The organism is Ramlibacter sp. P4_H7, from assembly GCF_056400765.1.
On sequence record NZ_JBFUKP010000030.1, the window covers coordinates 31212 to 43799 of the forward strand.

Annotated in this window: 13 protein-coding genes; 4 read left to right on the top strand and 9 right to left on the bottom strand. The window is 70.6% G+C overall.

From position 1 onward, the window contains the following. Positions 1-5: 5 nt before the first annotated feature. A complete protein-coding gene (locus AC1DSA_RS25065) occupies positions 6-506 on the top strand; it encodes a hypothetical protein (RefSeq protein ID WP_477893786.1) in 501 nt (166 codons plus the stop codon). A gap of 40 nt (positions 507-546) precedes the next feature. Here AC1DSA_RS25065 and AC1DSA_RS25070 read toward each other — a convergent pair whose 3' ends face one another. Continuing rightward, positions 547-1506: a tripartite tricarboxylate transporter substrate binding protein gene (locus AC1DSA_RS25070; RefSeq protein WP_477893788.1), complete on the bottom strand. Its 960-nt coding sequence runs from the start codon at positions 1504-1506 to the stop codon at positions 547-549. 174 nt (positions 1507-1680) lie between these two features. On the opposite strand from AC1DSA_RS25070, the gene AC1DSA_RS25075 reads away from it, so the two are divergent. After that, on the top strand, positions 1681-2796 hold the full coding sequence (locus AC1DSA_RS25075) for an NADH:flavin oxidoreductase/NADH oxidase (RefSeq protein WP_477893810.1): 1116 nt from the start codon (positions 1681-1683) through the stop codon (positions 2794-2796). A gap of 176 nt (positions 2797-2972) precedes the next feature. Here the strand turns inward: AC1DSA_RS25075 and AC1DSA_RS25080 are convergent, their stop codons facing one another. Both AC1DSA_RS25080 and ltnD read right to left on the bottom strand, forming a co-directional pair. Then, positions 2973-3179: a DUF6494 family protein gene (locus AC1DSA_RS25080; RefSeq protein WP_477893790.1), complete on the bottom strand. Its 207-nt coding sequence runs from the start codon at positions 3177-3179 to the stop codon at positions 2973-2975. A 32-nt stretch (positions 3180-3211) separates the two neighbouring features. Next, positions 3212-4111 carry an L-threonate dehydrogenase gene (gene ltnD, locus AC1DSA_RS25085; RefSeq protein ID WP_477893792.1) on the bottom strand — a complete coding sequence of 300 codons (900 nt, stop codon included), beginning with the start codon at positions 4109-4111 and terminating at the stop codon, positions 3212-3214. Positions 4112-4279: 168 nt separating this feature from the next. On the opposite strand from ltnD, the gene AC1DSA_RS25090 reads away from it, so the two are divergent. Beyond that, positions 4280-4735 (top strand): hypothetical protein, encoded by a 456-nt coding sequence (locus AC1DSA_RS25090; protein ID WP_477893794.1) that lies wholly within the window; start codon positions 4280-4282, stop codon positions 4733-4735. Here AC1DSA_RS25090 and AC1DSA_RS25095 read toward each other — a convergent pair. The 6 genes from AC1DSA_RS25095 to AC1DSA_RS25120 are packed head-to-tail and all read right to left on the bottom strand — an operon-like array spanning position 4722 to position 10523. Further along, positions 4722-5699, bottom strand: coding sequence for a Bug family tripartite tricarboxylate transporter substrate binding protein (locus tag AC1DSA_RS25095; RefSeq protein ID WP_477893796.1), 978 nt, complete (start codon positions 5697-5699; stop codon positions 4722-4724). The genes AC1DSA_RS25090 and AC1DSA_RS25095 overlap by 14 nt on opposite strands. 26 nt (positions 5700-5725) lie before the next feature. Continuing rightward, positions 5726-6700, bottom strand: a complete 975-nt coding sequence (locus tag AC1DSA_RS25100; protein WP_477893798.1) for a Bug family tripartite tricarboxylate transporter substrate binding protein — start codon at positions 6698-6700, stop codon at positions 5726-5728. 53 nt (positions 6701-6753) lie between these two features. After that, positions 6754-7695 carry a hydroxymethylglutaryl-CoA lyase gene (locus tag AC1DSA_RS25105; protein ID WP_477893800.1) on the bottom strand — a complete coding sequence of 314 codons (942 nt, stop codon included), beginning with the start codon at positions 7693-7695 and terminating at the stop codon, positions 6754-6756. Further along, positions 7692-8906, bottom strand: a complete 1215-nt coding sequence (locus AC1DSA_RS25110) for a CaiB/BaiF CoA transferase family protein (RefSeq protein ID WP_477893802.1) — start codon at positions 8904-8906, stop codon at positions 7692-7694. The genes AC1DSA_RS25105 and AC1DSA_RS25110 overlap by 4 nt, the downstream gene beginning before the upstream one ends. Positions 8907-8940: 34 nt before the next feature. Next, a complete protein-coding gene (locus AC1DSA_RS25115; protein WP_477893804.1) occupies positions 8941-9888 on the bottom strand; it encodes a LysR family transcriptional regulator in 948 nt (315 codons plus the stop codon). 59 nt (positions 9889-9947) lie between these two features. Then, complete coding sequence (locus AC1DSA_RS25120) at positions 9948-10523, bottom strand: hypothetical protein (protein ID WP_477893806.1); 576 nt, start codon at positions 10521-10523, stop codon at positions 9948-9950. A gap of 162 nt (positions 10524-10685) precedes the next feature. On the opposite strand from AC1DSA_RS25120, the gene AC1DSA_RS25125 reads away from it, so the two are divergent. Further along, complete coding sequence (locus AC1DSA_RS25125; RefSeq protein WP_477893808.1) at positions 10686-12452, top strand: ABC transporter transmembrane domain-containing protein; 1767 nt, start codon at positions 10686-10688, stop codon at positions 12450-12452. The last annotated feature ends 136 nt before the right edge of the window (positions 12453-12588 follow it).

Below are 12588 nucleotides of genomic sequence, written 5' to 3' on the forward strand. Positions count from 1 at the left end.
CCCCGATGGACAAGCTCTTCGAGCATCTCCCGGCCATCATCAGCGCGGCGGCGCAGAGTTACCTCGGCATCCTGGCGCTGCTCGCCGTGGCGCTGTCGGTGCTCGCCTATTTCTTCTTCGCCAGGGCGTCGGAGAAGTCGCGGGTCGGCATCTTCGTGCTGCTGTTCCTGGGCGTGATGGGGTTCGGCGTGGCCATGTTCCGGTCGGCGCCCGCGGGTCCCCTGGCGACGCCGGTCGCCTTGTCCCAGGAGGCGAAGACGCTGCTCAAGCAGGCCTCGCTGGACCCCGGCGGCCTGGTGCTGTACGAGAAGTTCGGTGCGGGCGTGGACCTGCACACCAACGGCGTCAGCCTGGTGACCAGCAAGGCCGACCACCGCGCGCTGGCGCAGTGGGAGGCCGCCCTGGAGGAGTTGATGAAGCAGGGCCTGCTGGTGCAGCGGGGCACCGCCGGCGAGATCTTCGAGATCACGAAGAAGGGCTACGACGTGGCGCAGCGCACCGACTAGCCGAAAGCGGGCGTGCGCGGACTGCGCACGCCGCGTCCGCTCACTGGCCCTTGAGGCCCAGCTTCTGGATCAGGCCCTTGTAGAAGGCGTGGTCCTTGGCCATCACGGCGCCGAACTGGTCACCCTCGGCGTAGGCATACCCCATGTTCTGCTTGTCCAGCGCTTCCAGCAGCGCCGGCTCCTTCGCGACCTTGGCGGTGGCGCCGCGCAGCACGGCCACCACGTCGGGCGGCGTCTGCTTGTTCACGGCCAGCCCGCGCCAGGTGCCGATGGAGATGTCCATGCCGCGCTCCTTGAGCGTGGGCACCTGCTCGAAGCCCTTGATGCGCGTGTCCGACATCACGGCCAGCGTCTTCAGCTTGCCGGCGGACACGTACGTGTAGGTCTCGGCGGCACTCACGGTGATCGCGTCGAGGTGGCCGCCCATCAGCGACAGGATGGCCGGCTGCGCGCCGGCAAACGGGATGTGGTTGAACTTGGCGCCGCTCTTGTCCTCGACCGCCGCGGCCGCCAGGTGCCAGGTCGAACCGTTGCCGCCGTTGCCGATCTTGAAGTCGCCCTTCTTCGCGGCGGCGATGAATTCCTCCACCGAGTTCCACGGCGCATCGGCGCGTACCGTGATGGCGGCCGGGTCGTAGTTCAGGCGCGCGATCGGGATGAAATCCTCGTAGGTGATCTTGGTGTAGCCCATGTTGGGCTGCGTCATCAGGTCGGTGGCCAGCAGCACCATCTTGTAGCCGTCGGGCTTGCCGTTGATGATGTCCGCCCAGCCGATGGCGCCGCTGGCGCCCGGCTTGTTCATCACGATGATCGTCTGCGGCAGGTGCTTCACCGCCGTCTGCGCGAAGGCGCGGCCCAGCACATCGGTGCCGCCGCCCGCCGGGTAAGGCACCACCAGTTCGATCGGCTTGGTGGGGAAGCCGGGTTCGGCCAGGGCGGCGCCCGGCAGCGCCAGCGCGCAGGCCAGGCCGGTGAGGAGTCGGAGGGGGAGTTGCTTCATGGGGTTCGCTTTCGTGCGGAGGGGGAAGGCTCGCGCAGCTTACGGCGCGGGCCGTGCCGGCGCAGCGGGGTAAGTCTCGATGGCCGCGGGCTTGACGGTGGGCCGAACCGGGTCTGAACGGGGAGATTGCGTCCCGTGGACAATGCCCTTCACTTCCGCCACCCCGAGGCCACCGTGAGCGCCCTCTTCTCCCCCCTGCAGGCCAACCGCCTGCAACTCGCCAACCGCATCGTCATCGCCCCCATGTGCCAGTACTCCGCCGAGGAGGGCTGCGCCACGGACTGGCACCAGATCCACCTCGGCCAGCTGGCGCTGTCGGGCGCGGGGCTGCTCATCATCGAGGCCACTGCGGTGTCGGACGTCGGCCGCATCTCGCCGGTGGACCTGGGCCTGTACTCGGACGCCAACGAGGCCGCGCTGGCGCGCGTGCTGGCCGCCATCGGCAAGTACTCGGCCATGCCGATCGCGATCCAGCTGAGTCATGCCGGCCGCAAGGGCTCCAGCCGCGCGCCCTGGGACGGGGGCAACCAGATCCCAAGCAGCGAGCCCGGGGGCTGGCAGACGGAGGCTCCCTCGGCCGTGCCGCATGCGAAGGACGAAGAAGCACCCCATGCGCTGGACGGCGACGGCCTCGCCCGCGTGCGCGCGGCCTTTGCGCTCGCCGCGACGCGCGCCGGCCGCCTGGGACTGGCCGGCATCGAGGTGCATGCCGCCCACGGCTACCTGCTGCACCAGTTCCTGTCGCCGCTGGCGAACCACCGCACCGACGCGTACGGCGGCAGCCTGGAAAACCGCATGCGCTTTCCGCTGGAGGTGTTCGATGCGGTGCGCGGGGCCTTCCCCGCCGACAGGCCCGTGTGGGTGCGCGTCTCGGCCACCGACTGGGTGCAGGAAGGCTGGCAGCTGGAGGACACGGTGGCCTTCGCGCAGGCGCTGAAGGCGCGCGGCTGCGACGCGATCCACGTGTCCAGCGGCGGCGCGTCACCGGCGCAGTCGATCCGGCTGGGCCCGGGCTACCAGGTGCCGTTCGCTCAGCGGGTGAAGGCCGAGTCGGGCCTGCCCACCATCGCGGTCGGATTGATCACGGGTGCGGAGCAGGCCGAAGCTGTGATCCGCAACGGCGAGGCCGACGCCGTGGCGCTGGCGCGCGGCATGCTGTACGACCCGCGCTGGCCCTGGCACGCAGCCGCGCAGCTGGGCGCGAGCGTGGTGGCGCCCAAGCAGTACTGGCGCTCGCAGCCGCGCGAGCTGAAGGACCTGTTCGCGAACGCGCACTATGGTCAGCGCTAGGTTGCGTTGCGGGCTGGGGGCCTCGTAGGCTGGTGGTGAGCGCTGCGAACCCCAGCGCTGGGGTTCGGCTTCGCGCTCACCCCAGCCTACGTGAGCGCCGCGCGCATCCCAGCGTTCGTGAGCGCCGCGCACATCCCGGCGTTCGCGAGTGCCGCGCCGGCTCCGGCCGCCGGCGGCTACTGCAGCTTCAGCTCGCCGTCGAAGCTGACCTGCAGCTTCACGCCCGGCACCGACAGCGTCATGGTGGCGGGCAGCGTCTCGCTGCCCTTGATGCCGCCCTGTTCCATCGCCTTGGCCACGGCCTGCTCGATCTCGCGCTGCGAGCTCACGCCGACCATCTTGAGGAACTTGCGCAGGCTCATGTTGAAGACTTCGTCGTCCATGGGGGTCTCTCCTGTGTGCCAGCGGCTGCCCGCTATTGCTGGTCGCCCCCCGGGTGCGGCAACCGGATGCCCGGGAAGATCTTGATCACCGCCGAGTCGTCCTCGCGCCCGTGCCCGGCCGAGGACGCCTGCATGAACATCTGGTGCGCGGTGGACGCCAGGGGCAGCGGAAACTTGGTGGCGCGCGCGGTGTCCAGCACCAGCCCCAGGTCCTTGACGAAGATGTCCACCGCCGACAGCGGCTTGTAGTCGCCCGCCAGCACGTGGGCCATGCGGTTCTCGAACATCCAGCTGTTGCCCGCGCTGTTGGTGATCACCTCGTACAGCGCGTCGGCCTCCACGCCCTCGCGCAGGCCCAGCGCCATCGCTTCGGCGGCGGCGGCAATGTGCACGCCGGCCAGCAGCTGGTTGATGATCTTCACCTTGCTGCCGTTGCCCGCGCGGTTGCCCAGGCGGTAGACCTTGGCGGCCATCGCCTCCAGCAGGCCGCCGGCCTTCTCGTAGGCGGCGGGACGGCCCGCCGTCATCATGGTCATCTGGCCCGATGCGGCCTTGGCGGCGCCACCGGAGATCGGCGCGTCCAGGTACGCGAGGCCCATCGCCTCCAGCCGCTCTTCCAGGGCGACCGACCAGTTGGGGTCCACGGTCGAACACATCACGAACAGGCTGCCGGGCAGCATCGCCGCGGCCGCTCCGCCCTCGCCGAACAGCACCTGCTCGGTCTGCGCGGCGTTCACCACCACGCTGACCACGACGTCGCACTGCGCCGCCACTTCCGCGGGGCTGCCGCAGGCCACGCCGCCCTCGGCCGCGAAAGCGCGGGCGGCCTCGGCGCGCACGTCGCACACGTGCACGCGATGGCCCGCGCGGCGCAGCGACTGCGCCATGCCCAGGCCCATGGCCCCGAGGCCGATCAATCCGACATTGCGCATGGTGTCTCCTCCAGGACCGCCCATTATGCGGAGCCGGTCCGGCCGGGCATCGGATGGATCCTTTCGACTGCCTCGCGGTGCAAATCTCCCCCAATCGCATAGGCACCAAAGAGCCTATCGGGGGTCCTCCATGAGTAACAAACCGCAAGATTCCTGCATCATTTCCGCATGAGCTTGAAGCAGGTGGTGTTGGGGCTGGTCGTCGCCGCGGTGATCGCGGTGATCTGGCTCGCCTGGCAGACGGCCGCGAGCCGCCGCGCCCGGCGCCATGCCCGCAGCACGATCCCGCCGCCCGCCACCGAACTGAAGTGGGAACAGGACCCGGAGGGCGATTCGCCGCCCTCCAGCCTGCCGGCCGACTATGTCGATTCGATACGCCGTGACGCGGAAGACACCGCGCGATACGTCAGCGAGAAGCGCTTGCCCGAGCCGCCCAATCCCTATCCGCCGGGTTCGCGCGAGTTCGTGCTGTGGGCTGCCAGCTTCCACATGACGATGACCGAACTGGAAGAAATGGGCGAGGAGCCTCCGACCGAGCCGATGCCGCCGGAAACCCCGCCGCCGCAGGCGCAGCGACCGCACAAGTCGCCGCCCTCGGTGCCGCCCGGCCTCAGTCGGCCGTGATGCCCTGGTCCTTGATGGTCTTGGCCCAGAACACGGTCTCCTTCTTGACCATCGCGTCCAGCTGCTGCGGCGGCAGGTAGCGGATCTCGATGCCGGCCGCGTCGGCGCGGCTCTTGGCCTCCGGCGTTTCCAGCGCCTGCTTGATGGCGGTGGTGAGCTTGGTCACCACGTCGGGCGGCGTGCCCGCCGGCGCGAAGATCGCCACCCACGACTCCAGCTCGAAGCCCTTGAGGCCCGCCTCCGCCGTGGTCGGAACGTTGGGCAGGTTCGGATGGCGCTTGGCGCCGGTGACCGCGAAGGCCTTGAGCTTGCCCGACTGCACGTGCTGCATCACCGAGGGCGGCGTGGTCATGAACACCTGCACCTGGCCCGACAGCACGTCCTGGATCGCCGGGCCGGAGCCGCGGTAGGGGATGTGGACCATGCTGGTGCCGGTCTGGGCCTTGAACATTTCGGTGCCGATGTGCGAGACCGAACCGTTGCCCTGCGACGCGTAGCTCACCTTGCCCGGGTTCTTCTTCAGGTAGGCGATGAATTCCTGCAGCGTGTTGGCCGGCACGGAAGGGTGCGCGGCGATCACGTTGGTGGCCACCGTCACCAACGCCACCGGCGCGAAGTCCTTCTGCGCCCAGGGCAGCTTGGGCGTGAGCGAGGGGTTGCCCACGTGGTAGGCCGAGTACGAGGTAAGCAGCGTGTAGCCGTCGGCGGGCGCGCGCGCGACCATGCCGTAGGCCACGTTGCCGCTGCCGCCGCCGCGGTTGTCCACGATCACCGTCTGGTTCAGCACCTTGCCGAGCGAATCCGAGACGATGCGCGCGGAGGTGTCCACCAGCCCGCCGGGCGGGTTGGGCACGACCAGCGTGATCGGCTTGCTCGGGTAGCCGCCCTGCGCGAGGGCGAGGGCCGGGGCGATCAGCGCCGCGGCGGCGAAGGCCGCGTGGCGCAGGAAGGGGCGACGGTGCATGGCGGGTCTCCTGTGGTTCGTGGTGTTCAGTCGGCCTTGATGTGGGCCACCTTGACGATGCGGTCCCAGGTGGCGCGTTCGTTGCTGCCCAGGGCCTGCAGCTCGGCGGGGTTCATGGCGATGGCCTTGGCGCCCTGCTCTTCGGCGCGGCGGTGGAAGTCCGGCGTCTCCACCACCTGCCGCACCGCGGCCGACAGCCGATTCTGCAGGTCCGGCGACAGGCTCGCGGGACCGTACACCGCGAACCACGAAGACGCAACCAGCGCAACCCCGGTCTCGGTCGCCGTCGGAACGTTGGGCAGGGCCGGCAGGCGCGTCTTGCCCGTCACCATCAGTGCCTTCAGGCGCCCGGCCTTGATGTGCGGCAGCAGCGGCGGCGGCGTGGTGATGGTCAGGTCCACCGTGCCGGCCAGCAGGTCCGTGAGCGCGGGGCCGGTGCCGCGGTACGGGATGTGCGTCATGTACGTCCTGGTCAGGTCCTTCAGCAGCTCGGTGGTCACGTGCTGCAGCGCGCCGTTGCCGCTGGAGGCGTAGTTCACCTTGCCGGGGTTGGCCTTCACGTAGGCCAGGAATTCCTGGAAGGTGTTGGCGGGAAAGTTCTGCCGCACCACCATCACCTGCGGGGCATCGAGCAGGTGGCCGATCGGCTTCAGGTCGCGGCCGGGGTCGAAGCCGGACACCGGCTGGATCAGCGGCGTGATGCACTGGTAGCCGGAGTACTGCACCAGCAGCGTGCTGCCGTCGCCGGCCGCGCGGGCCACCATCTGGCCGGCGATGTTGCCGTTGCCGCCGCTGCGGTTGTCGACCACCACGTTGGCTTGCAGCACCCGGGCGAGCGGCTCGGCCAGCATGCGCGCCGACAGGTCGGTGGTGCCGCCGGGCGCGGAGGGCACGATCAGCGTGATCGTCTTGCCGGCGAGCTGCGCGAAGGAAGGCAGCGCCAACGAAGCAGCCAGCGCGCCGGTGGCGCCCAGGAAGGTCCTGCGGTTGAAATCGGACATGCAAAGTCTCCTCTTGCGCCCTCGCGGGGCGCTTGTTGGCGGTGAAACGGGGATCAGGACAGGTTGGCGCGCAGTTCGGTCACGGCGGCGGGCACGGGATGGAGCTGGCGGCTGGGGCCGGCCTTGGCGACCTGGCCCGGCACCTCGTGGCCGACGATGGCGGGCAAGGCGCGCGCGACCTGCAGCAGGCGGTCGAGGTCCATGCCGGTGTCGTAGCCCATCTCGTCCAGCATGTGGATCGCGTCCTCGCTGCTGATGTTGCCGCTGGCGCCCGGCGCATAGGGGCAGCCGCCCAGGCCGCCCAGCGAGCCGTCGAAGCGCGTGATGCCCTGCTGTGCGGCGGCCAGCACGTTGGCCAGGCCCATGCCGCGCGTGTTGTGGAAGTGCAGCGTGAGCTGCAGTGCGGCAAAGCGCTGCTGCGCCGCCTCGCACATGCGCGCCACCTGCGCGGGGTTGGCCATGCCGGTGGTGTCGCAGATCGTGAGGCCGCGCACGCCCAGGTCGGCGAAGTGCTGCGCCCAGCCCAGCACCACCTCCTGCGGCACCTCGCCCTCCATGGGGCAGCCGAAGGCGGTGGACAGCGACACGTTGATCGGCGTGCGGCCGTCCACGAAGCGGACGACGTCCGCCAGCGCGGCGAAGCTCTTCTCGCGCGGCATGCGCAGGTTGGCCAGGTTGTGCGTCTCGGAGGTGGACATGACGAGGTTGAGCTCGTCGGCGCGCGACTCCATGGCGCGCTCGGCGCCGCGCAGGTTGGGCACCAGCACCGTGTACTCCACGCCCGGTGCGCGGCGGATGCGGCCCATCACCTCCTCGGCGTCGCGCAGCATGGGGATGGCCTTGGGCGAGGTGAACGAGGTCACCTCGATCTTGGCGTAGCCGCACGCGCTGAGCGCGTCCACCAGCTGCACCTTGGTGTCGGTGGCGACGAATTCGGGTTCGATCTGGAAGCCGTCGCGGGTGACGACCTCGTTGAAGAAGATGCGTGGCTTCATTGGGGGGCCTTGATGACGCCGCGGCCCTTGAGCGCCGCGATCTGTTCCGGGGTGAGTCCGATCTCGCGCATCACGGCGTCGGTGTCCTGGCCGATGTCCGGCGCATTGCGCACGTGCGCGCCGGGCGTGCGCGACAGCTTGGGGACGATGCCGGGCACGGTGAGCGTGTCGCCGTCAGGCAGCTCGACCTGCTGCAGCATGCCGCGCGCGGCGTAGTGCGGATCGGCCGCGATGTCGGCCACGGTGTAGATGCGGCCGGCCGGGACGGAAGCACCTTCCAGCACGGCCAGCACCTCGTCGACGGTGCGCGTCCGCGTCCAGGCGCCGATCGCCGCGTCGATCTCCGCGACCCGCTGCACGCGGCCGGCGTTGTCCGCCAGCGCCGGGTCGTTGCCGAGGTCGTCGCGGCCGATGGAGGCCATCAGCCGCCGGTAGATGCTGTCGCCGTTGCCGGCGATCAGCGCGTAGCCGCCGTCGCTGCACAGGTAGGCGTTGCTGGGCGCGATGCCGGGCAAGGCGCTGCCGCCGGGGCCGCGCACCGCACCGAAGGCGCTGAACTCGGGCAGCAGGCTTTCCATGCAGTTGAAGACGGCCTCATACAGCGCGACGTCGATCACCTGGCCCTGGCCGGAGCGCTGCCGCTCCTGCAGCGCCAGCAGGATGCCGATCACGCCGTGCAACGCCGCCAGCGTGTCGCCGATGCTCACGCCCACGCGCACCGGGATGCGGCCTGGCTCGGCCGTGAGGTGGCGCAGCCCGCCCATCGCCTCACCGACCACGCCGAAGCCGGGACGGTCGCGGTAGGGACCGGTCTGGCCGTAGCCGCTGATGCGCAGCACGACCAGCTTCGGGTTCGCGTCGACCAGCTGCTGCGGGTCCAGCCCCCAGCCTTCCAGCGCACCGGGACGGAAATTCTCGATCAGCACGTCGGCCTCGGCCGCGAGCTTGCGCACGATCTCCTGGCCCTCGGGTTTCTTCAGGTCCAGCGCGACCGAACGCTTGTTGCGCGACTGCACCTGCCACCACACCGAGGTGCCGTTCTTGAGCAGCCGCCAGTTGCGCAGCGGGTCGCCGGCGCCGGGCGGCTCGATCTTGACGACGTCGGCGCCGAAGTCGGCCAGCGTCTTCGCGGCGAAGGGGCCGGCGATGAGCTGGCCCATCTCGATGACTTTCAGGCCGGCCAGCGGGCCGGGGGCTTGTCTTGTCTCCATGGGGCGCGAGTCTGCGCCCGGGCCCCGGCGGCGTCTATTGCTCGTTGCGGGACGGAGCTTTCGCCTTTTGCGAAGGCTCGACCAGGAAGCGGGCCAGCTCTTCGACGGCCGGATCCTGGGGACCCGAGAGCGTGGCCAGCAACAGCCGGCGCTGCGCCCATGGATCGGACAGCGCGCGCCAGCGCAGCTTCATCGCGCCGATGATGGGCAGCGCCGCGTTCTTCGGCAGGATGGCGATGCCCAGTCCCGACGCGACCAGGTGGCACACCGCGTCGAAGCTGCGCACCTGCATGCGCAGGCGCAGCGGCCGGCCGGCGGCATGTGCCGCCTCGTGCTGCTTCTGCAGCAGCGCGGCGCCGTCGGCCAGGCTGATCCAATCCTCCTCCAGCGCCTCGCCGAAGGCCACCGCGCCGCGGCCCACCAGCCGGTGCCGCGCGGGCAGCACCAGCACCAGCTCGTCGCGGCGGAACAGGCGGCAGTCCAGCCCCTCGGTCTCGGCGCCCTCGACGAACACGCCGATGTCGGCACGGCCCTCGCGCAGCGTCGCCACCACGGCGGTGGACACCTGTTCCTCCAGGTCCACCCGCACCTGCTCCTGCTGCCGGGCATAGCGGGCCAGCAACGGCGGCAGGAACTGGTTGATCGCGGCGGTGCTGGCGCACAGGCGCACGTGCCTGGCGATGCCCTGGCGCAGGTCGGCCAGCTCGCTGCCCATCTGCTCCAGCGACTGCAGCAGGCCCAGCGCGTGGCGCGCGAACACCCGGCCCGCCGCCGTGGGCCGCACGCCGCGGCCGTGCCGCTCGAACAGCGGCTCGCCCACGGCATCTTCCAGCTCGCGGATGCGGCGGCTGGCGGCGGCCAGCGCCAGGTGCGACTCGCGCGCTGCGGCGCTCAGGCTGCCGTGCTGCACGCAGTCCACCACCAGCCGGATCGACACCAGGTCGAAGCGGGCGAGGTTGTAGGAGGTGCCGGCGGGTTTCATCGGGAGCTAGCGCTGCTGCGCCCGATTATCCGGGGGCCGGCACGCGCCCCTGCCCGGACTCAGTCCTCGCCGATGTGCAGCCAGTCGGACTCGGGCAGGCCCTGCATGAAGGCCATGACGTCCTCCAGCATGCCGGCGCGCTGGGCCCACTCGATGTGCTCGCGGAAGTACAGCCGCTTGGTGAGCGGCGGAGTCACGGACCACGCCGCGCCGAGCGGCGGCACGGAAGGGTGCATCGTGCCGCGCAGCGTCTTGCGGGGCGGCAGCAAGGCCATGAACGCGGTCCAGCGCTCGGGACGTGGGCAGACGCGGTTGTTGCGGCGGGCCACCAGCATGGCGGCCTCCAGTGTGAACAGGGGCTGCTGCGGCGCCGCCGGCAGACCCCTGGCGACGGTGGTCAGCGGCCGGGTGGGCGCCCACGCGGCCTCCTGGGTGGAGAGACCGGAGGGGCGCGTCATCGGCAAGGTGTCGGCGAAGCGGCGATCCTGCTGGTGCGCGAGGTCCTTGAACAGGGCCCAGGCCGCCTCGTCGTCGCGGTGCTCCGCTTCCGGCGCGGGAATGGAATCGCCCGGCTCCCAGGGCCGGTCGAGGTCGCCGCTGCGGCGGCGGGGTGTCTTGCTCTGTGGAAGGGCCATGGCTACGGGCGATTTTCTGCCTGGCGCCGCGCGCGGCCCCGAATCGCGTCAGCCAGCTTAAGCCGCACGCCGACATCGCGGGACGCAGCAAAGCAGTCCACCGCATTAAGAGCCAGCTCACATTCCCGCCGTACGATCGGCGAACAATGAAAAAAGATGCCCATGGCCGCTCCTGAGCTGCGCAGCCCCAGGTCTTTGTCGGGGCTGCTGCCCTTCCTGCGGCCCTACCGGGGGCGCATCGCGCTGGCGGGCCTGTTCCTGCTGCTGGCGGCGGCGGCGACGCTGGTGTTCCCGATCGCACTGCGCACGATGATCGACCAGGGCATCGCTGCCGAGCCGGGCACCCGCGCGATGGCGCTGCGCGGCCAGTTCCTGCTGCTGTTCGCCGTCGCGATCGCGTTGGGCCTGTTCTCCGCCTTCCGCTTCTACATGGTGAGCTGGCTGGGCGAACGCGTCACCGCCGACCTGCGCAATGCCGTGTACGCCCACGTTCTGGAGCAAAGCCCCGCCTTCTTCGAGAGCACGCAGACCGGCGAAGTGCTGTCGCGCCTGACCACCGACACGACGCTGGTGCAGACGGTGGTGGGTTCGTCGTTCTCGATGGGCATGCGCAACCTGGTGATGGGCCTCGGTGCGATCAGCATGCTGGTGGTGACGCATCCCTACGTGATGACGCAGGTGCTGCTCGTGGTGCTGCTGGTCGTGCTGCCGGCCATGTGGTTCGGCCGGCGCGTGCGGCGGCTGTCGCGCGCCAGCCAGGACCGCGTGGCCGACTCCAGCGCGATCGCGGCCGAGGTGCTCAATGCCATCCCCGTGGTGCAGAGCTATGCGGCGGAGTCGCGCGAGGCGAAGCGCTTCGACGTCGCGACCGAGAACGCCTTCCGCACCGGCGTGCGGCGCACGCGCGCCCGGGCCGCGCTGGTCGCCTTCGTGATCATCGCCAACGCCGGCCTGATGCTGTGGGGCCTGTACGAGGGCACGCAGGCGGTGCTGCGCGGCGAGATCAGCGCCGGCCAGCTGGGCCAGGCCGCGCTGTACGTGGCGATCTTCGCCGGCGCGGTCGCGGTGCTGGGCGAGGTCTACGGCGACCTGCTGCGCGCGGCCGGCGCCACCGAGCGGCTGATGGAACTGCTGGCGAGCCGCTCCCCGGTCGAATCGCCCCGCGAGCCGCTGTCGGCACCCGCGCCCGCGGCCGGCAGCCGCGTGCACTTCGAAGCGGTGCGGTTCCACTATCCCTCGCGGCCGGCGACGCCGGCTTTGGTCGATTTCACGCTGGAGGTCGCCCCCGGCGAAACCGTGGCGCTGGTGGGTCCCAGCGGCGCGGGCAAGACCACCGTGTTCCAGCTGCTGCTGCGCTTTTACGATCCGCAGCAGGGACGCATCGCCGTCGACGGCGCGCCGGTGGACGCACTGCGCCTGCAGGACCTGCGCGCGCGCATCGGCCTGGTGCCGCAGGAGCCGGTGATCTTCTCCGCGTCGGCGCTGGAGAACATCCGCTACAGCCGGCCCGGTGCCAGCGAGGAGGAAGTGCATGCGGCCGCGCGCGGCGCGTTCGCGCACGACTTCATCCTCGCCCTGCCCGAGGGTTACGACACCTTCCTGGGCGAGCGTGGCGTGCGGCTGTCCGGTGGCCAGCGGCAGCGCATCGCGATCGCGCGGGCGATGCTGAAGAATCCGCCGCTGCTGTTGCTGGACGAAGCCACCAGTGCGCTCGATGCGGAGAGCGAACGCATGGTGCAGGCCGCACTGGAATCGGCGATGCGCGACCGCACGACGCTGGTGATCGCGCACCGGCTGGCCACCGTGCAGCAGGCGGACCGCATCGTGGTGCTGGACCACGGACGGATCGTGGAGGTGGGACGGCACGACGAGCTGATGGCGCATGGCGGCGTGTATGCGCGGCTGGCGGCGTTGCAGTTCATGGATTGACGTTCTTCCCGCTGCGCGTCGCTATGAGTGACAGGGCGTGTCGAACGGCGTGCGAGCGCGGCGGTCGTGCGGTGCGCGAGCGCTGCGCCCCGCTGCCAAGCCCCGCGCGGGCGGGCCGGGGCGCGCTGGCAGGGCG